This is a genomic window from Streptomyces fumanus, from assembly GCF_014655295.1.
Classification (GTDB): Bacteria; Actinomycetota; Actinomycetes; order Streptomycetales; family Streptomycetaceae; genus Streptomyces; species Streptomyces fumanus.
Genome location: NZ_BNBI01000008.1, coordinates 59,514 through 78,823 on the forward strand (window position 1 = coordinate 59,514; position 19,310 = coordinate 78,823).

Consider the following 19,310-nt stretch of genomic DNA (forward strand, 5'->3'; position numbering starts at 1 on the left):
AGGCCATCTGCTGAAACCGCAGGGACGATAGCCCGCCGTGGACAGCCTGGTCGACGCCCACCGCGCACACCCCGCTCCACCGGCCGACCCCGGACACGCAACGCGGAGCGACCCGTAACCCGGTGAACGGTCGCCGGTTGTAGCGATGGGGGACACCCCGCCGCGTGGGCGGGACCGCAGACCGGTGGTCCCGCCTCGGCCACGCTTCCTCCGCATCACATCACCCAAGTACCGCCACCACAGCGTCGGCAGACCCCACCACGCTGCTGCCGCCCACCCACGTACCCCAGTTCACCCCGAGGATTCACCGTGACCTCCTCTCTCGTCTCCGAAGCCCGCGCACCCGGACAGCCGCCCAGTTCTGCCCCCCTCTCCGAACCGCCGTCGCGGAGACCCGACTTCGCACCTCCGCAGACCCTGCCGACCCCCGCCACCGCGCAACCCGGCCAAGCCCCGCCCACCGACCCACTGACGCATATGAACCCTGATGTCGCAGCACAGGCCGCAGCCGTGGAGAACCTGCTGCGCTGCTGGACCCGTGAGACCGACACCCCCGCGCCGGCCGACGGCGTGCTCCGCATCCCGCTCCCCGCGAGCGGCACGGCCCTGTCCGTCCCCGTCCGGTACTGGTCGCCGACCGGCTGGCACCGCTTCGGACAGCCGTACCTGAAAGGCGCCCCCGACCCGGCCCGGCCGGCCGACGCGGTGACCGTCGCCGCACTGCTCGCCCGGGAGACCGCGGACGGCACGGCGGATGACGCCGCCGACCTCGTCGCACGCGTCGCCGACTCCGTCCGCCGAACCGCCACCTTCATCCGGGACCGCCGCGAGCACCTCACCGGCGACCCGTCCGGCATCCGGCACGGTCTTGAGCACTCCACCGGCGATCCCCGACGCCGTCACGAACACCCGACCGACCTACTCGACCGCTTCCTCACCGCCGAGCAGGCCCTGCTCCTCGGCCACCCCCTGCACCCGACCCCGAAGAGCCGGGAGGGCCTCACCGAACCGGAAGCACAGCACTACTCGCCAGAGCTACGCGGCTCCTTCCCCCTCCACTGGCTGGCTGTCTCTCCTTCCGTACTCGCCACCGACTCCGCCTGGACCGAGCGCGGTCGCCCCGTCACCGCACCCCGACTGACCGCCCGCCTCGGTCCCGGCCCGGGACCAGCCCTGCCGGACGGCTACGCGACCCTCCCTCTGCACCCATGGCAACTGCGTCAACTCCTCCTCCGGCCAGAGATCACGCACCTACTGGACACCGGCCTGCTGCGTGACCTCGGCACCCATGGCGCCCCCTGGTACCCCACCTCCTCCTTGCGCACCGTTCACCGGACCGGCGCTCCCGTCATGCTCAAGCTGTCCCTCGGTCTGCACATCACCAACTCCCGCCGCGAGAACCTCCGCAAGGAACTCCACCGAGGCGTCGAGGTGCACCGCCTGCTGCGCAAGGGCCTGTCTCGGCAGTGGCGGGCGGCGTACCCGGGGTTCGACATCGTCCGCGACCCGGCCTGGCTCGCGGTCGACGGACCGGACGGCAGCCCCGTACGCGGCCTGGACGTCGTCATCCGGCACAACCCCTTCAGCCCCGCCGATGACGTCTCCTGCGTCGCCGCACTGGTCGCACCCCGACCCGACACGGCCACCGGGGACTCCGCCGACGGCACCGAAGCGCACGCCTCCGACCCGCCGTCCCGGCTGTCCGAGATCATCACGCGTCTCGCTGTCGTGACCGGCAGCCCGCTTCCGGCCGTCTCCACCGAGTGGTTCCTGCGCTACCTCGAACAGGTCGTACGTCCCGTGCTGTGGCTGGACGGAGAAGCGGGGATCGCCCTGGAGGCGCACCAGCAGAACACACTGCTCCTCCTGGACGCCGACGGCTGGCCCGCAGGCGGCCGCTACCGCGACAACCAGGGCTACTACTTCCGCGAGTCCCGGCGGGCGGAACTCGACGGCCGGTTGCCCGGCATCGGCGAGCGGAGCGACACGTTCGTCTCCGACGAGGTGACCGACGAGCGGTTCGCCTACTACCTCGCCATCAACAACGTGTTCGGCCTCGTGGGTGCCTTCGGCTCCCAGCGCCTCGCCGACGAGCGACTGCTGCTCGCCGCCTTCCGACGCTTCCTGGGCGAGGCCGCCGCCGGACCACGCCGGCTGCGCGGCACCCTGCCCGCCCGGCTTCTCGACTCACCCGTGCTGCGCTGCAAGGCCAACCTGCTGACCCGGATCCACGGCCTCGACGAACTGGTCGGACCCGTCGACACCCAGTCCGTCTACGTCACCATCTCCAACCCCCTCCACCACTGACCACTGACCGAACCACCCGAGGACCCCTACCGCCTCCACCTCCCGACAGGAGCGATGTCGTGCCACCCATTGACGCGAGCGCCCACGCCGGCCACGCCTGGCCCGCCGACCTCGGCCCCGACAGCAGCCTCGGCGATGACACGAGTCCTCGTACCGACCAGGACCCCGGCGGCACGGACGGCGAGGACACCCTGGACCTGCGCCTGCCCGACGACTTCTTCGCGCTCCCGCCGTCACCGGACACCGTCTTCGGCGGCTCACGGGACCGCGGTGACGACCTGCTCGACCGTGTGGCCGACTGGGGGCCGACCTCCACACCCGCGGGGGTGTTCCACCTCGTTCCGGTCCGCGTCGAACAGGACCTGCCGCTCATCAGCCGGTGGATGAACGACCCGATCGTCGCCGAGTTCTGGGAACTGACCGGACCGCCGAGCGTCACCGAGGAACACGTCCGGGCACAGCTCGCCGGTGACGGACGCAGCGTTCCGTGTATCGGCGCACTGGACGGCACGCCGATGAGCTACTGGGAGATCTACCGGGCCGACCTCGACCCACTGGCCCGGCACTGCCCGATCCGACCTCATGACACCGGCATCCACCTCCTCATCGGCGATGCGGGGGACCGCGGGCGCGGACTGGGCAGCACCTTGATCAGGGCCGTCGCCGACCTCGTACTGGACAAGCGGTACACCTGCGCACGCGTTCTCGCAGAACCCGATCTCCGCAACACCCCCTCCATCACCGCCTTCCTCAACGCCGGCTTCCGGCTCTGTGCCGAGGTCGAACTGCCGGCCAAGCGCGCCGCCCTCATGGTCCGAGACCGCCCTCCGCGTCATCTGCCGTAGTGCGGTGCCGCGGGGAGCAGCACCATCACTTCTGGTACACCGCTCGCGCCGCAGCGGTTCCCACCCGCGCGGCTCATAATTCGCCGGGCTTTCTCCAGCCCCTCCCGCCCCCTGCCCGGGCGCCCTCCCGGTCCCCTCCGCCCTTCTGCACCCGCGCCTCCGCTCCTCGCATCCCGCCCCTCCGCCCCTCCGCCCCTCCGTCAAGGAGCGCCTCCCATTGACCCCGCCTCCGGCCCCTACGCCTCCCCCGGCCCCGCACCCTCCAGCCCCGCATCAGCCGGCCCCTGACCCACCGCCCCCCCCACCCTTCCGCCCCGCACCCGCCATCGATCCGCCTCCCCACCTCCCCGGTGATCGCACGATTGTCAGTGCAGGGCCGTAGGGTGGTCGCGCTATGACGAAGCCCTCACTCCCCGAACTCCTGCATGCCGCCGTCACCGCTGTCGGCGGCACGGAGCGCCCCGGCCAGGTGGCCATGGCCGAAGCCGTCGCGGAGGCGATCGACGACGGCTCCCATCTGCTGGTCCAGGCCGGCACCGGCACCGGCAAGTCGCTCGGTTACCTCGTGCCCGCGCTGGCCCAGGGAGAGCGGGTCGTCGTCGCGACCGCCACCCTGGCCCTGCAGCGGCAGCTCGTCGAGCGGGACCTGCCGCGCACGGTGGACGCCCTGCACCCGCTGCTGCGCCGCCGCCCGGAGTTCGCCATGCTCAAGGGCAGATCGAACTACCTGTGTCTGCACCGTCTGCACGAGGGCGTTCCGCAGGACGAGGAAGAGGGGCTCTTCGACCAGTTCGAGGCCGCCGCCCCCAGCAGCAAACTGGGCCAGGACCTGCTGCGCATGCGCGACTGGGCCGACGAGACCGAGACCGGTGACCGGGACGACCTCACGCCCGGTGTCTCCGACCGGGCCTGGTCGCAGGTGTCGGTGTCCTCGCGGGAGTGCCTGGGCGCCTCGAAGTGCGCCTACGGCGCCGAGTGCTTCGCCGAGATGGCCCGGGAGCGCGCCAAGCTCTCCGAGGTCGTCGTCACCAACCACGCGCTGCTCGCCATCGACGCCATCGAGGGCGCCCCGGTCCTCCCGCAGCACGAGGTGCTGATCGTCGACGAGGCGCACGAGCTGGTCTCCCGGGTCACCGGCGTCGCCACCGGCGAGCTCACTCCCGGCCAGGTCAACCGCGCGGTGCGCCGGTCGGCGAAGCTCGTCAACGAAAAGGCCGCCGACCAGCTCCAGACCGCCTCCGAGGGCTTCGAACGGCTGATGGAGCTGGCGCTGCCCGGCCGGCTGGAGGAGATCCCGGAGGACCTCGGCTACGCGCTGATGGCGCTGCGCGACGCCTGCCGCACGGTGATCTCCGCGATCGGCGCCACCCGCGACAAGTCCGTGCAGGACGAGGACGCGGTCCGCAAGCAGGCGCTGGCCTCCGTGGAGAACGTGCACGACGTGGCGGAGCGCATCGTGAACGGCTCGGAGTGGGACGTCGTCTGGTACGAGCGGCACGACCGCTTCGGAGCCTCCTTGCGGGTGGCGCCCATGTCCGTCTCCGGCCTGCTGCGGGAGAAGCTCTTCTCCGACCGCTCGGTCATCCTGACCTCGGCCACCCTGAAGCTGGGCGGCGACTTCAACGGTGTGGGCGCCTCCCTGGGACTCGCCCCGGAAGGCACCCAGGGGGACGACGTCCCGCAGTGGAAGGGCATCGACGTCGGTTCACCGTTCGACTACCGCAGACAGGGCATCCTGTACGTCGCCAAGCACCTGGCCCGCCCCGCGCGGGACGGCGACCGCGCCGACATGCTCGACGAGCTGACCGAGTTGATCCAGGCGGCCGGGGGGCGCACGCTGGGGCTGTTCTCGTCGATGCGGGCGGCCCAGATGGCCGCCGAGGACCTGCGCTCCCGTATCCCCGAGTTCCCCATCCTCCTCCAGGGCGAGGAGACCCTGGGCGAGCTGATCAAGAACTTCGCCGCCGACCCGAAGACCTGCCTGTTCGGCACCCTGTCGCTCTGGCAGGGCGTCGACGTACCGGGCCCGAGCTGCCAGCTCGTCGTCATGGACAAGATCCCGTTCCCGCGCCCCGACGACCCCTTGATGAGCGCCCGGCAGAAGGCGGTGGAGGAGGCCGGCGGCAACGGCTTCATGGCGGTCGCCGCCACCCACGCCGCGCTGCTGATGGCCCAGGGCGCGGGCCGTCTCGTCCGGGCGTCCGGTGACCGGGGAGTCGTCGCCGTGCTGGACCCGCGCCTGGCGACGGCCCGCTACGGGAGCTATCTCAAGGCGTCGCTGCCGGACTTCTGGTACACCACCGACCGCAACCAGGTACGGAAGTCGCTGGCCGCCATCGACGCGGCGGCCCGGCAGGCGGAGGCCGGCTGATCGGTGGCTGGTCTGACGCGGCGCAGCGCCAGACCAGCCGCCGATCCTGCGGCCGCCCGCTCCGGGGCCCGGCTCCGTGGCCCGGCGGACAGCACAGGGCCCCGGAACCGGCGCAGAGGTCCCGGGGCCCGGTCAGGGCGGCGGACGTCCCGTACGGGCCCGCCCGCCGTGCCGCTCAGACGCGGCGCAGTACGGCCACCACCTTGCCGAGGATCGTCGCGTCGTCGCCGGGGATCGGCTCGTACGCCGCGTTGTGCGGGAGCAGCCAGACGTGGCCGTCCTCGCGCTTGAAGCGCTTCACGGTGGCCTCGCCGTCGAGCATCGCGGCCACGATGTCGCCGTTCTCGGCGACCGGCTGGCGGCGGACGGTGACCCAGTCACCGTCGCAGATGGCGGCCTCGATCATCGAGTCGCCGACGACCTTGAGGACGAACAGCTCGCCGTCGCCGACGAGCTGCCGGGGCAGGGGGAACACGTCCTCGACGGACTCTTCGGCGAGGATCGGGCCGCCGGCCGCGATGCGCCCGACGAGCGGTACGTACGACGCGGCGGGCTTGCCCGCGGTGTCCGTGGGCTGCACGGAGGCGGCCTGGTCGGAGCCGCGCACCTCGTAGGCGCGCGGGCGGTGCGGATCGCGGCGCAGGAAGCCCTTGCGCTCCAGCGCCATGAGCTGGTGAGCGACGGAGGACGTGCTGGAGAGGCCGACGGCCTGGCCGATCTCCCGCATCGACGGCGGGTAGCCCCGGCGCTGGACGGAGTCCCGGATGACTTCGATCACCCTGCGCTGGCGATCGGTGAGTCCGGAACTGTCCGCCCGGATGCCTGGAGGTCGCCCTGGCAGGGAGCGCTTGGGCCCCTCAGGGTTCGTGGCTTCGTTCATCGCATGCACCGGCTCAAGTCGGCCCGGGGAGCGGTCCTGGGCGGTGATGGTGGCACTGTCTGCGGTGGTGGTCACGTCGGCCCCTCTCGATGGTCTCCCTGCTGCACAACGGTAGATGCTTTCGAAAGGTTGCGCCAAACACACGTTCGAGTGAAAAACCGCGAAATGCCTGCCGGGATCAAGTCTCCAGGTGTATGGCTACCGGGGACCGACGGACAAAAGGGTCTATTGCTACTCTTCACCGCCGGGGTGGCCACCTCGTGGGTTGTTGCCCCAGTCTGCCATCCGGTGTCCCGTCCGGCGGGGACCGGTCCCCATCTGTGCGGGAGTCCCACGTCCCCTCCTCGCGGCGCCCACGGTATCTCCGTATGTGTCGCGGGACGCGGCTTGGGTAGCGCGCGTGCCGTGTCGATTCGCGGATGTACACGCCCGGCGTGCCCCGTGGAACACCCCGCGCGCACGCGCGCGTGGCCCTGTTACGGGCGCCTTCCCGGCACCCCGGCGGGCGCCCCGCCGCGTCCCGCGCGGGGCCCGGACGGTGGTCCCGGACGGCCGTACCCCTGTTCGCCGGGGCGAACGGGCCCGGCGGTGCGAGCGTGACGGGCGCGACACGCGTGATGGCGTGGATGTATGGGCCAGTCCCCACATCTAGTGGTTGGATTGCATCCGTGGCCCACAAGTTGTGGTGACCCGGGTCCTGGGGCCTATGACGATCGCCTATGCTTGGGGCTGCTTCGAGGGGCCTGAGCGGCCTGTCGAGGCTATTGAGTCTGCTGTGAGGAGGGTTGGGAGTTCATGCACTGCCCCTTCTGCAGGCACCCCGACAGCCGGGTCGTCGACAGCCGTACGACCGACGACGGCACGTCGATCCGCAGGCGCCGCCAGTGCCCTGACTGCTCCCGTCGGTTCACGACCGTGGAGACCTGCTCGCTGATGGTGATCAAGCGGTCCGGGGTCACCGAACCGTTCAGCCGCACCAAGATCATCAACGGCGTGCGCAAGGCGTGTCAGGGCCGGCCCGTCACGGAGGACGCGCTCGCCCAGCTCGGCCAGCGGGTCGAGGAGGCCGTGCGGGCCACCGGAAGCGCCGAGCTGACCACCCACGACGTGGGGCTGGCCATACTCGGTCCGCTGCAGGAGCTGGACCTGGTGGCCTATCTGCGGTTCGCCTCGGTCTACCGGGCGTTCGATTCGCTCGAGGACTTCGAGGCCGCCATCGCGGAGCTCAGGGAAGTGACGGGACCACCCGGCGGCGACGGCGACGAGGCCGGCGCGGGGGGCCAGGAAGACGACCGCGGGCCGGGAGGGGCGACGCACGTCCCCGAGCCCGCGGGTGCCGCCGACTGACCGGCGGGCCGGACCGGACGCAGGACCGGACCCGGCCGGGCGGCGGCGAGGAGAAGACCTGTCGCGGGCGGCGCGCGAGGTGCCCGCGACATCAGACAGAACACCGTGCCACGGGAACATCGGGGCACTTCAGGGCGTTTACGCCCGTACAGGGAGGCGGCATGACAGAGACGGCGAGCGGTCCGGCACGGAGTTCCCGCGCCAAGGGCACGAAGGCGAGCAAGGGGCTCCAGGTCGAGCGCATCCACACCACTCCCGGGATCCACCCCTACGACGAGGTGTCCTGGGAGCGTCGTGACGTCGTCATGACCAACTGGCGCGACGGCTCGGTCAACTTCGAGCAGCGCGGCGTCGAGTTCCCCGACTTCTGGTCGGTGAACGCGGTCAACATCGTCACCAGCAAGTACTTCCGCGGGGCCGTCGGCACCCCGCAGCGCGAGACCAGCCTCCGGCAGTTGATCGACCGCATCGTGAAGACGTACCGGAAGGCCGGCGAGGACTACAAGTACTTCGCCTCGCCCGCCGACGCCGAGATCTTCGAGCACGAGCTGGCGTACGCCCTCCTGCACCAGATCTTCAGCTTCAACAGCCCCGTCTGGTTCAACGTGGGCACGCCCCAGCCGCAGCAGGTCTCCGCCTGCTTCATCCTGTCCGTCGACGACTCCATGGAGTCGATCCTCGACTGGTACAAGGAAGAGGGCATGATCTTCAAGGGCGGCTCCGGCGCCGGCCTGAACCTCTCCCGGATCCGCTCCTCCAAGGAGCTGCTGTCCTCCGGCGGCAACGCCTCCGGCCCGGTCTCCTTCATGCGGGGCGCCGACGCCTCCGCCGGAACGATCAAGTCCGGTGGCGCCACCCGCCGTGCCGCCAAGATGGTCATCCTGGACGTCGACCACCCGGACGTCGAGGACTTCATCGAGACCAAGGTCAAGGAAGAGGAGAAGATCCGCGCCCTGCGCGACGCGGGCTTCGACATGGACCTGGGCGGCGACGACATCACGTCCGTCCAGTACCAGAACGCCAACAACTCGGTCCGGGTCAACGACGAGTTCATGACCGCGGTGCAGCAGGGCGGCAAGTTCGGCCTGCGCGCCCGGATGACCGGCGAGGTCATCGAGGAGGTCGACGCCAAGTCCCTCTTCCGCAAGATGGCCGAGGCCGCCTGGGCCTGCGCCGACCCCGGCATCCAGTACGACGACACCATCAACCACTGGCACACCTGCCCGGAGTCCGGCCGGATCAACGGCTCCAACCCGTGCAGCGAGTACATGCACCTGGACAACACGTCCTGCAACCTGGCCTCGCTGAACCTGATGAAGTTCCTCAAGGACGACGGCAAGGGCAACCAGTCCTTCGAGGCCGACCGCTTCCAGAAGGTCGTCGAGCTGGTCATCACCGCGATGGACATCTCGATCTGCTTCGCGGACTTCCCCACCGAGAAGATCGGCGAGAACACCCGCGCCTTCCGCCAGCTCGGCATCGGCTACGCCAACCTCGGCGCCCTGCTGATGGCCACCGGCCACGCCTACGACTCCGACGGCGGCCGCGCCCTCGCCGGCGCCATCACCTCCCTGATGACCGGCACGGCCTACCGCCGCTCCGCCGAGCTGGCCGCGGTCGTCGGCCCGTACGACGGCTACGCCCGCAACGCCGACGCCCACAAGCGCGTCATGAAGCAGCACGCCGACGCCAACGGCGCGGCCGTCCGCATGGACGACCTCGACACCCCGGTGTGGGCCGCGGCCACCGAGGCATGGCAGGACGTGCTGCGCCTCGGCGAGAAGAACGGATTCCGCAACTCCCAGGCGTCCGTCCTCGCCCCGACCGGCACCATCGGCTTGGCGATGTCCTGCGACACCACCGGTGTCGAGCCCGACCTCGCGCTGGTCAAGTTCAAGAAGCTGGTCGGCGGCGGCTCGATGCAGATCGTCAACGGCACCGTCCCGCAGGCCCTGCGCCGCCTGGGCTACCAGGAGGAGCAGATCGAGGCGATCGTCGCCCACATCGCCGAGAACGGCAACGTGATCGACGCCCCCGGTCTCAAGCAGGAGCACTACGAGGTGTTCGACTGCGCCATGGGCGAGCGGGCCATCTCCCCGATGGGCCACGTCCGCATGATGGCCGCGATCCAGCCGTGGATCTCCGGCGCCATCTCCAAGACGGTCAACATGCCGGAGTCGGCGACCGTCGAGGAGGTCGAGGAGATCTACTTCGAGGCGTGGAAGCTCGGCGTCAAGGCGCTCGCGATCTACCGCGACAACTGCAAGGTCGGCCAGCCGCTCTCCGCCAAGACGAAGGACTCCAAGGAGGAGAAGGCCGAGGCGCCCGCCGCCGTCGAGGCCAAGGTCGAGAAGGTCGTCGAGTACCGCCCGGTCCGCAAGCGGCTCCCGAAGGGACGTCCCGGCATCACCACCTCCTTCACCGTCGGTGGCGCCGAGGGCTACATGACCGCCAACTCCTACCCGGACGACGGTCTCGGTGAGGTCTTCCTGAAGATGTCCAAGCAGGGCTCGACCCTCGCGGGCATGATGGACGCCTTCTCCATCGCGGTCTCCGTCGGCCTCCAGTACGGCGTGCCGCTGGAGACGTACGTCTCGAAGTTCACCAACATGCGCTTCGAGCCGGCCGGCATGACGGACGACCCGGACGTGCGGATGGCGCAGTCGATCGTCGACTACATCTTCCGCCGCCTGGCGCTGGACTTCCTGCCGTTCGAGACGCGCTCCGCGCTCGGCATCCACTCCGCCGAGGAGCGCCAGCGGCACCTGGAGACCGGTTCGTACGAGCCGTCCGACGACGAGGTCGACGTCGAGGGCCTGGCCCAGTCGGCGCCGCGCGCCCAGGAGCTGAAGGCCGTCGCCACGCCGAAGGCCGAGGCCGAGGTGGCCAAGCCCGCTCCCAAGGAGGCGCACACCAGCGCCGAGCTGGTGGAGATGCAGTTGGGCATCCAGGCCGACGCCCCGCTGTGCTTCTCCTGCGGCACGAAGATGCAGCGCGCTGGCTCCTGCTACATCTGCGAGGGCTGCGGCTCGACCAGCGGTTGTAGCTGACGCTCAGCACTCATGAGTGCTCAGCACCCCTGAGTGCTCAGCACATATGAGTAAGGGGCGCCGACCATGGTCGGCGCCCCTTACTCATGCGGCGGGTTCAGGGCCGGCGGATCGAGCCCATGGTGCTGGTGAACGTCACGGGATCATCCTCGTAGCCGTGGACGCCGGGACGGAACTCCCACACCCCGGTCTCGTCCCGGGCGAACTCCGCGACGATCGCTGCCGTGGCGCCCAGAACCTCGCCGAAGTCGGTCGTGGCGAGGTCCGTGTAGTTCTCGCGGACGCGCAGTCCCGGGCGGGTCACGTTCACGAAGGTCCGGTGCCCCGAGCGCTGCTGGATGATCACACCGACCACCACGCGCGCGTACCGGGTGTCCAGCCGGTCGAGTTCCAGCGTCATGACCTCGTCGAAGCCGAAGCCCTTGCCGTCCTTGCTGTCCCGGTTCAGGTAGATCGTGCCGTCGGGGGAGCGGCTGTCGAAGTGCACCACATAGGCGGGGTCGCCGTACGGCGCGTCCGCCAGGTACGTCGCGGCGACCAGGTCCAGGTCGGCGGGCGGCTCGCCCGCCGGGCTCGGGTCCCACCTCAGTGCGACCTCGACCTTGCGGATCCCCTTGCTGACGGCGTTCACTCGCTTCCCCTTCCCGGTCCCCGCCCCGCCCGTCCACCCCAACTGCCGAACGGTGACGGCCGGTTGTCCATCCTGCCACGCGCCCGGGCTCGGATGCGGGCAGCGGGCCGCCCGGGAGCGACCGGTGCCGTGCGCCCTGGCCTTACGATGGCGCGGTGCTGGTCAAGTGGATTCGCTGCACCGTGGTGGACCGTCGCGGGTTCGAGCGGGGGCAGCGGAAGTGGGCGGGGCTTCTGGGGGAGCCGGGGTTTCGCGGGCAGGGCGGCGGCTGGAGCCGGACCCGGCCGGGCGTGGCGCACGTCTTCGCGTTCTGGGAGAGCCGCGCGTTCTACGACTCCTTCATGGCCCGCTCCCACGACCGGCTCGCCTCGGCCCAGTCCGGCACCTTCAAAGACGCCCACGCCAGGCTCTTCGACTACAAGTTCGATGTGAAGACCGGCTTCGAACCGCGTTTCACGGACGCCGATCTGCTGAGAGTCGCGCTCTGCCGCGTCCACCAGGAGCGCGCCGAGCACTTCGTCCTGATGCAGGAGAAGGTCTGGAACCCGGCGATGGCCGGCTCGCCCGGGATGCTGCGCGGTCTGTTCGGCGAGGCGCCGGGGAACGAGTTCCTGGTGCTGTCGATGTGGCGGTCGGCCGCCGAGCACGGCAAGTACCGCACCGAACGGATCGAACGCCTCGCCCTGCGTGCCCAGACCGAGGCCGACATAGCGGCCCTCACGGGGGACATCGTGGAGCTGGAACCCTCCTGGACCGTTTGACATCCGGACGCACTCGCCGTGTGCCTGGAGCCGCCCGTGCGGGAAGGGTGTGAGCTACGCCGTATGGGGCCCGTAGGAGTGCTCGACCGTCCCCGACTCGATCTAGGGTTCTGACATGGCACGACCACGGCGCATCGTCCTTGTCCGGCACGGCGAGTCGACGGGCAACATCGACGACTCCGTGTACGAGCGCGAACCCGACCACGCGCTGGCCCTCACCGAGCAGGGCCGGCGGCAGGCGGAGGAGACGGGCAAGAAGCTGCGCGACCTGTTCGGCCGCGAACGCGTCAGCGTGTACGTCTCCCCGTACCGACGCACCCACGAGACGCTGCGCGCCTTCCACCTGGACCCCGAGCTGATACGGGTGCGCGAGGAGCCCCGGCTGCGCGAACAGGACTGGGGCAACTGGCAGGACCGCGACGACGTGCGCCTCCAGAAGGCGTACCGGGACGCCTACGGTCACTTCTTCTACCGCTTCGCCCAGGGCGAGTCCGGTGCGGATGTGTACGACCGGGTGGGCGGCTTCCTGGAGAGCCTCTTCCGCAGCTTCGAAGCCCCCGACCACCCGCCGAACGTCCTGCTGGTCACGCACGGGCTGGCCATGCGGCTGTTCTGCATGCGGTGGTTCCACTGGACGGTCGCGGAATTCGAGTCGCTGTCCAATCCGGGGAACGCCGAGATGCGGATGCTCGTTCTCGGGGAGGACGGCAAGTACTCCCTGGACCGCCCGTTCGACCGCTGGCGAGATCCGGAACCCTACGGGATCACTGGTTAAGGTGGCAGGGCGATGACCGCTCACTCCTCTCCCGAGGGGCGCCTGGACCGCGCCCTGGCCAGCCTCCGCGGACTCTCCGTCGGTGACGCGCTGGGCTCTCAGTTCTTCGTGCCCGCGCACTACCCCCTGCTCAGGCGCCGGGAGGTCCCGTCCGGCCCCTGGCAGTGGACCGACGACACGGAGATGGCCTGCTCCGTGGTGGCCGTCCTCGCCGCCCACCAGCGCATCGACCAGGACGACCTGGCCCGCTCCTTCGCCGAGCACCACGACTTCGACCGGGGATACGGTGCCGCGGTCAATCGGCTGCTGCGGCTGATCCGCGAGGGCGGTGAGTGGCGGGAGCTCTCCGCCGCCCTCTTCAACGGCCAGGGGTCCTGGGGCAACGGTGCCGCGATGCGGATCGCCCCGCTGGGCGCCTGGTACGCGGACGACCCCGAGCAGGCCACCCACCAGGCCGAGATCTCCGCCTACCCCACGCACCAGCACCGGGAGGCCGTGGTCGGCGCCATGGCCGTCGCCGCCGCCGCCGCGCTGGCCGCCGCTCCCGGTGGCCCGCCGGGCGCCGAGGCGCTCCTCGACGGCGTGATCGCGCTGGTGCCGGCGAAGAGCGCGGTCGGCGCGGGGCTGCGGCGCGCCCGGGACATGCTCGACTACGGCGACGCCGACACGGTCGCGGCGGTCCTGGGACGCGGACGGCGTACGAGCGCCCATGACACGGTGCCGTTCGCCCTCTGGTCGGCCGCGCGCTGCCTCGGCGACTACGAGCGGGGCTTCTGGACGACCGCCCTGGTCGGCGGGGACGTGGACACCACCTGCGCCATCGTGGGCGGTGTGATCGCCTCCGAGGGGGCCGGGGCGCCGCCCGCCGAGTGGGTGGCGCGGACCGAAGCGCTGCCGGACTGGCTGGCGCCGCAGGGCCCGGCCACCGCCTGAGAACTCTCCGTGTCCGCCGGGAACTCTCGGTGACGGTGCGCTCGTTGTCGTGGCAACCGCTGTGTGAGACCTGGGAGCTCATTCCGGAGAGCCCGGCGCGGCGAGGGGGGTGGTCATGGGGGTTTCGCTGCTGTTCGTCGTCCTGCTGTTCGTCGTCCTGCTGGTCGGCCCACCGGGCCTTGTGCTGCTCGGGCGGCTGAGCGACCGCCTGCCCGGCCCACGCGCCGCGGGCCGGCCGGGGAGGGGGCGGCGGACTCCTCCTGCGAAGTCCGCGGCCCGGCCCCGGCCGGCCCGAAGGCCGGTCTGGTCAGCCGATCGCCGGCCCGCTGGCGCCGGAGAGGGCCTCCAGGTCGCTCTTGCGGACCCGGATGACCAGCCAGGCCGTGACCAGGGCCAGCACGGCCATCGCGGCGGCCGGGATGAACGCTCCCGATATGCCCTGCGCCAGCACTTCGTGCCCCCACGGGGCGGGCAACTGGTGGGTCTTGGCGAACTCCGCCTGCTGTTCCGGCGAGGCGTTGGCGAGGAAGTCCGGCAGTTGCTTCTCCGCCTCGTCCCTGCTGGCCGTGCCGAACACCGTGGTCAGGATGGACAGGCCGAGCGATCCGCCGACCTGCTGCATGGCGTTGAGCAACCCGGACGCCGCGCCCGCCTCGTGCTGGGCGACGCCCGAGACCGCGGTGAGCGTCAGCGTCACGAAGTTCAGCCCCATGCCGAAGCCGAAGACGAGCATGGGGCCCAGCACCCCGCCGACGTAGGAGCTGTCCGAGCTGATGAGGGCCTGCCAGGCCAGACCGATCGCCGCGAGCCCCGAGCCGACCAGCATGAACGGCTTGGGTCCGAGGACGGGCAGGAACCGCTGCGACAGACCCGCGCCGAGCGCGATCACGACGGTGACCGGCAGGAAGGCGAGACCCGCTTCTATCGGGCTGTAGCCCAGTACGTTCTGGACGAACAGCACGATGTAGAAGAACATGCCGAACATCGCCGCGGCCAGGCTGAGCATGATGATGTACGTGCCCAGACGGTTGCGGTCGGCGAACATCCTCAGCGGGGTGATCGGCTCCTTGGCCCGGGACTCGATGAGGGCGAAGGACAGCAGCAGGACCACGGCGGCGACGAAGGACCCGATGGTCAGGCTGTCCCGCCACCCTTCGTCCGCCGCCCGGATGAAGCCGTACACCAGGGACGCCATGCCGGTCGTCGACGTCACGGCGCCGGCGATGTCGAAGCGGCCGGAGTGCCGCGGCGACTCGTTGATGTAGAGCGGCGCGAGCACCGCGATGAGCACGCCGATCGGTACGTTGACGAAGAGCACCCACCGCCAGTCCAGCCACTCGGTGAGCATGCCGCCCGCCAGCAGTCCGATGGCGCCGCCGCCCGCCGAGACGGCGGCGAAGACACCGAAGGCCCGGTTGCGTTCGGGCCCCTCGGGGAAGGTGGTGGTGATCAGCGCCAGAGAGGTGGGCGACGCGATCGCGCCACCCATGCCCTGCAGGACGCGCGCCGCGAGCAACTGCCAGGGCTCCTGGGCGAAGCCGCCGAGCAGCGAGGCGAAGGTGAAGAGCAGGATGCCGGTCATGAAGACCCGGCGCCGACCCAGGATGTCACCGGCTCGGCCGCCCAGAAGCAGCAGCCCGCCGAAGGTGAGCGTGTAGGAGCTGACCACCCATGTCAGGTCGGTCGTACTGAACTCGAGCGCGCCTTGAATGTGCGGGAGTGCGATATTCACAATCGTCGCGTCGAGGACCACCATGAGTTGGCAGGCCGCGATGACGGCGAGCGCGATGCCGGGATGTCCCTGCCGGCGGGCCGCGCCCGGCTTCTGGTCTTGGATCAACGGAGAGGTTGTCACTATGGATCCCCCATGAGTGCCTTAGTGAACGCTCGCGTTCACTGTCCCGCCAACCGTAGTGACTCTCGTACAGTGAACGCAACCGTTCCTTTTGCGCGTCGCCGAGTGGACCCTCCCCCTGTTGCGGCCACGCGGCGCCGTCCCCCGTTGTGGAACGACTGCTTCCTTCGCCCCTGGAGGCGCCTGAATGGTTACTTCGCACTGGGAGACCGCCTCCGCTCAGGCGGCCTCACGCCGTCGTGGCGCGGTGCTCGAGCGTGCGATCCTCGAGGCCGCGCTCGACCAGCTCAGCACGGTCGGCTGGAAGGGCCTGACCATGGAGGGCGTGGCGGCCGGCGCCCAGACCGGCAAGGCCGCCGTCTACCGGCGCTGGCCCTCCAAGGAGGACCTCGTCGCGGACGCGCTGCGCTCCGGGCTGCCGAACTACGACACCGCGCCCGACCTTGGGAGCGTGCGCGAGGACCTCCTCGCCCTGTGCCGTCGGGCCCGCGACGCGATGTTCTCCCGCTCCGGCTCCGCCCTGCGGTCGGTCATTCACGAATGCGACGATCTCCAGACGGAACGCTTCCACGCCGTGATCTACGACGGCGTCATCGAGCCGACCATCAGGATGCTGCGCGAGGTGATAACCCGCGGAATCGAGCGGAAGGAAGTCCGAGCCGAAGCCGCGAACGGATACGTCTTCGATGCCATTCCGGCCATGATGATGTACCGGTCGAAGCTCTGCGACTGCGAATGGAGCGACTCCGAACTCGAGGAGATGATCGACCAACTGATGGTTCCGCTGCTGCGTCCCGACCGCTCGTGACCCTGCCTCCCGGAGGCTCCGTCCCGGCTCGGGGAACCGGGGTGTCGTAGAGGGTTCGGGGCGGCGTACGCTAAGGACGCCATGCCGTACGAACCACCTACTCACACCGTCGAGCGCTCTCTCCGCGCCACGACCGGGGCGAAGATCATTGCCGGTGTCGACGAGGTGGGGCGCGGCGCCTGGGCCGGCCCCGTCACCGTCTGCGCGGCGGTGACCGGGCTGCGCCGGCCCCCGGTCGGCCTCACCGACTCCAAGCTGCTCACCGTCAAGCGGCGCACCGAACTGGCCGAGGAACTGCGGACCTGGGTGACGTCCTACTCCCTGGGCCACGCCTCTCCGGAGGAGATCGACGACCTGGGGATGACGGCCGCACTGCGACTGGCGGCGGTACGTGCCCTGGAGACCTTGCCGGTCCGTCCGGACGCGGTCATTCTCGACGGCAAGCACGACTACCTCGGGGCGCCGTGGCGCGTACGCACGGTGATCAAGGGTGACCAGTCCTGCGTGGCGGTCGCGGCGGCCTCGGTGATCGCCAAGGTGCAGCGCGACAAAATGATGGCCGAACTGGGTGCCGACCATGCAGACTTCGGTTTTGCGGACAACGCCGGGTATCCGTCGCCCGTGCACAAGGCCGCACTGGCGGAGCGGGGCCCCACCCCGTACCACCGGTTGTCGTGGGCGTATCTTGATGCGCTGCCTCAGTGGCGGCACTTGAAGAAGGCCCGCATGTGGGCGGAGAACAAGGTTCCGGAGATCGAGGGTCAGCTCGGCTTCGATCTCTGACCTTCCGCTCGCACGTATGTGCCACCCGCTGACGCGAGCCGCACCAACGTTTGATAGACATCAGCTCATGCCTCTCATTCCCGAGGAGCCTCAGATTCACGAGAGTGCCCAGGGTCCCCGCGCCACTCCGGCCACCGGCCGCACCGCGCCGACCCCTCGTCCCGTACCCGGCCCCCGTCCCGTGGCTCCGCCGCGCCCCGGGCGTCCCGGCCCCAACCGGCCGACGCCCCCGGCGCAACGCACCCCGCGTGACGTGACGGCCGGCAAGCCCGGACCGTCCGGGCCCGCCGCCCCCGCCGCCTCGGCACCGCAGATCCAACTGGTCCCGGCATCGGCGGAAGGCGCACTCGACGCCGCCGAAGAGGCCGTGGACCTGCTCCTGGACTCGGGCCGCGCCCCCGGCGACGTGCTGGTGCTGACCACCGGCGAGCCGCATCCGTGGGCCACCCACGAACTGTCCTTCGGCGAGACCGCCTACTGGGCGCAGCACGACGCGCGCGACGACGTCTTCTACGCGGACGCCGCCGTCGCCGACCGTGCTGGTTCGCGCCCCGTGGTGGTGGTCGCGCTCAACGGCGGGCCGGAAACCGCTGCCGCCACCGCTCTGACCCTGGCCCACTCCCGCGCGGGTGCGCTGCTCATCGTCTGCGGCGATCCTGAGCGCATCAACTCGGTACTGGGCGCGGGCGTCTGAGCCGAGACCGCTCTCGTCGCGCCCGGCCGCCCGCGCCGGGACGACGTGGAGGCCGTGGTGCGGCATCCGTACGGAGGCGGTTTCGGCCTGCCCTGCGGCAGGAGCCGTAGGGGGACGGGTGACGGGGTCGCTGCCGAACGTGGGTGGCGTGTCACCCGGACCGATCCGGGAGGCGTCGAGGCGTGCGCCGGACCGGCCGTCAGTGTCGTACGCGCTCGATCTCGGGCGCGGACCAAGGGCGTTCGCTCCGGACACCGCAAGGCGGCACGGTCCGCAGGGTGTCCGCAGGCGTACCGGAAGCACTCACCGAGCAGCGGCGCGGCGCAGCACCTCAGAGGCGACACCGCCCGTACGCGGCGGCGGGATCGGTGTCTCCGACGTGGCGAACGGCTCCGGCTCCGACGTGATGTTGGGGCGACGCCCGCCCCGGCCCTCACCCAGCACCTGCCAGCCGTCACGGGTCAGCGTGATGTACGCCCCGCAGCGCAGTCCGTGCAGGGTGCACGCGTCCCGCAGCCCCCACATCCACGCCCCGTCCTCCTCGGTCCAACGCGCGTCGCCCTCGCGGCAGTAGAGCAGCACGGCGGTGCGCACCGGGGTGCGGCGGCGCAGATCGTGCGGGATGACGCGGCGCAACTGGGCGAGCAGCACGTTGCGGAACATCCATCCGTCGGCCTGGTCCGGACGGCAGGTGAACGAGGCGCTCGCACGCAGCCGTTCGTCAGGGTCCAGTACGGCGACGATCGCCGTGGCCGGCCGGGGACGGTGCCGGGAGTGCAGTCCGCTGACGACCTCCCGGGGGTTGCGCAACAGCGGGATGCCGGCAGCGGCCCACTCCGCCGGTTCGAGCACTCGGGTGGCGGAAGCGGCGGACGACGACAGCGACGCCGCTGGGGACGGAGCGAATCCGAAGGTCACGTTTCTCCCTTCGGCTACGCGCCCACTCTGCGGGCAGGGTCGGATTCGGGGGAGCGCGCACCGCAGTGAAGCCCTGCCGGATCACGGACGAGCCGTGCGGGGAGCGGACTTCAATTCTTCCTGTCGAACTTGGTTGCGGCAACGAGCAATTGGGACGGTCGACCGTTATCGGACGATCCGCGTTTTATATCCCTACCCAGGGTGTCTGCACACGACGCATGCGCCTCCGGGTACGGCCATTCGGGTACGGACATCTGGTACGGACATTCGGTAGGGACATTCGGTAGGGACATCTTCGACACGTCATCGAGTTCCCGGCTTCGTCCATCCATCACCCGGTGCAGGAGCCCTC

15 protein-coding genes are annotated in these 19,310 nt (G+C 70.5%); 11 read left to right on the forward strand and 4 right to left on the reverse strand.

Translation table 11 applies throughout. The features are described 5' to 3' along the window. The first annotated feature begins 477 nt into the window (after positions 1 to 477). The 3 genes from IE316_RS18420 (at position 478) to IE316_RS18430 (ending at position 5,523) form a co-directional block, all read left to right on the forward strand. Complete coding sequence (locus tag IE316_RS18420) at positions 478 to 2,307, forward strand: IucA/IucC family protein (RefSeq protein WP_190205485.1); 1,830 nt, start codon at positions 478 to 480, stop codon at positions 2,305 to 2,307. A 59-nt stretch (positions 2,308 to 2,366) separates the two neighbouring features. Beyond that, positions 2,367 to 3,152: a GNAT family N-acetyltransferase gene (locus IE316_RS18425; protein WP_190205486.1), complete on the forward strand. Its 786-nt coding sequence runs from the start codon at positions 2,367 to 2,369 to the stop codon at positions 3,150 to 3,152. A 394-nt stretch (positions 3,153 to 3,546) separates the two neighbouring features. Further along, a complete protein-coding gene (locus tag IE316_RS18430) occupies positions 3,547 to 5,523 on the forward strand; it encodes an ATP-dependent DNA helicase (protein WP_190205487.1) in 1,977 nt (658 codons plus the stop codon). A gap of 175 nt (positions 5,524 to 5,698) precedes the next feature. On the opposite strand, the gene lexA is transcribed toward IE316_RS18430, so the two are convergent. Then, positions 5,699 to 6,478, reverse strand: a complete 780-nt coding sequence (gene lexA, locus IE316_RS18435) for a transcriptional repressor LexA (protein WP_190205488.1) — start codon at positions 6,476 to 6,478, stop codon at positions 5,699 to 5,701. 720 nt (positions 6,479 to 7,198) lie between these two features. Between lexA and nrdR the strand changes: the two genes are divergently transcribed. Together nrdR and IE316_RS18445 are read left to right on the forward strand one after the other, a co-directional pair. Further along, positions 7,199 to 7,750 carry a transcriptional regulator NrdR gene (nrdR, locus tag IE316_RS18440; RefSeq protein ID WP_190205489.1) on the forward strand — a complete coding sequence of 184 codons (552 nt, stop codon included), beginning with the start codon at positions 7,199 to 7,201 and terminating at the stop codon, positions 7,748 to 7,750. 161 nt (positions 7,751 to 7,911) lie between these two features. Next, positions 7,912 to 10,800: a vitamin B12-dependent ribonucleotide reductase gene (locus IE316_RS18445; protein WP_190205490.1), complete on the forward strand. Its 2,889-nt coding sequence runs from the start codon at positions 7,912 to 7,914 to the stop codon at positions 10,798 to 10,800. Positions 10,801 to 10,897: 97 nt separating this feature from the next. Here IE316_RS18445 and IE316_RS18450 read toward each other — a convergent pair whose 3' ends face one another. Next, a complete protein-coding gene (locus IE316_RS18450; protein ID WP_190205491.1) occupies positions 10,898 to 11,431 on the reverse strand; it encodes a TerD family protein in 534 nt (177 codons plus the stop codon). Between the two features lie 155 nt (positions 11,432 to 11,586). On the opposite strand from IE316_RS18450, the gene IE316_RS18455 reads away from it, so the two are divergent. The 3 genes from IE316_RS18455 (at position 11,587) to IE316_RS18465 (ending at position 13,900) form a co-directional block, all read left to right on the forward strand. After that, positions 11,587 to 12,192, forward strand: coding sequence for a YdbC family protein (locus tag IE316_RS18455; RefSeq protein WP_190205492.1), 606 nt, complete (start codon positions 11,587 to 11,589; stop codon positions 12,190 to 12,192). 115 nt (positions 12,193 to 12,307) lie between these two features. Further along, a complete protein-coding gene (locus tag IE316_RS18460) occupies positions 12,308 to 12,967 on the forward strand; it encodes a histidine phosphatase family protein (protein ID WP_190205493.1) in 660 nt (219 codons plus the stop codon). Positions 12,968 to 12,979: 12 nt separating this feature from the next. Next, a complete protein-coding gene (locus IE316_RS18465; RefSeq protein ID WP_190205494.1) occupies positions 12,980 to 13,900 on the forward strand; it encodes an ADP-ribosylglycohydrolase family protein in 921 nt (306 codons plus the stop codon). Positions 13,901 to 14,207: 307 nt separating this feature from the next. On the opposite strand, the gene IE316_RS18470 is transcribed toward IE316_RS18465, so the two are convergent. Next, the gene (locus IE316_RS18470; protein ID WP_190205495.1) at positions 14,208 to 15,755 is read right to left on the reverse strand and encodes an MFS transporter; all 1,548 of its coding nucleotides are present in this window, start codon (positions 15,753 to 15,755) and stop codon (positions 14,208 to 14,210) included. Positions 15,756 to 15,942: 187 nt separating this feature from the next. On the opposite strand from IE316_RS18470, the gene IE316_RS18475 reads away from it, so the two are divergent. From IE316_RS18475 to IE316_RS18485, 3 genes are all read left to right on the forward strand, one after another. Further along, entirely contained in the window at positions 15,943 to 16,563 is a 621-nt protein-coding gene (locus IE316_RS18475; protein ID WP_190205496.1) for a TetR/AcrR family transcriptional regulator, read from the forward strand. Between the two features lie 81 nt (positions 16,564 to 16,644). Next, complete coding sequence (rnhB, locus tag IE316_RS18480; RefSeq protein WP_190205497.1) at positions 16,645 to 17,346, forward strand: ribonuclease HII; 702 nt, start codon at positions 16,645 to 16,647, stop codon at positions 17,344 to 17,346. Positions 17,347 to 17,413: 67 nt separating this feature from the next. Further along, positions 17,414 to 18,040 (forward strand): hypothetical protein, encoded by a 627-nt coding sequence (locus tag IE316_RS18485; RefSeq protein ID WP_190205498.1) that lies wholly within the window; start codon positions 17,414 to 17,416, stop codon positions 18,038 to 18,040. A gap of 303 nt (positions 18,041 to 18,343) precedes the next feature. Here IE316_RS18485 and IE316_RS18490 read toward each other — a convergent pair whose 3' ends face one another. Further along, the gene (locus tag IE316_RS18490) at positions 18,344 to 18,958 is read right to left on the reverse strand and encodes a hypothetical protein (protein ID WP_190205499.1); all 615 of its coding nucleotides are present in this window, start codon (positions 18,956 to 18,958) and stop codon (positions 18,344 to 18,346) included. Positions 18,959 to 19,310 lie beyond the last annotated feature (352 nt).

Excerpts from the sequence above, each read along its gene's own strand:
- IE316_RS18420 (WP_190205485.1), top strand. The coding sequence starts at position 478 with ATGAACCCTGATGTCGCAGCACAGGCCGCAGCCGTGGAGAACCTGCTG.
- IE316_RS18430 (WP_190205487.1), top strand. The coding sequence starts at position 3,547 with ATGACGAAGCCCTCACTCCCCGAACTCCTGCATGCCGCCGTCACCGCT.
- nrdR (WP_190205489.1), top strand. The coding sequence starts at position 7,199 with ATGCACTGCCCCTTCTGCAGGCACCCCGACAGCCGGGTCGTCGACAGC.
- IE316_RS18445 (WP_190205490.1), top strand. The coding sequence starts at position 7,912 with ATGACAGAGACGGCGAGCGGTCCGGCACGGAGTTCCCGCGCCAAGGGC.
- IE316_RS18460 (WP_190205493.1), top strand. The coding sequence starts at position 12,308 with ATGGCACGACCACGGCGCATCGTCCTTGTCCGGCACGGCGAGTCGACG.
- IE316_RS18465 (WP_190205494.1), top strand. The coding sequence starts at position 12,980 with ATGACCGCTCACTCCTCTCCCGAGGGGCGCCTGGACCGCGCCCTGGCC.
- IE316_RS18475 (WP_190205496.1), top strand. The coding sequence starts at position 15,943 with ATGGTTACTTCGCACTGGGAGACCGCCTCCGCTCAGGCGGCCTCACGC.
- rnhB (WP_190205497.1), top strand. The coding sequence starts at position 16,645 with ATGCCGTACGAACCACCTACTCACACCGTCGAGCGCTCTCTCCGCGCC.
- IE316_RS18485 (WP_190205498.1), top strand. The coding sequence starts at position 17,414 with ATGCCTCTCATTCCCGAGGAGCCTCAGATTCACGAGAGTGCCCAGGGT.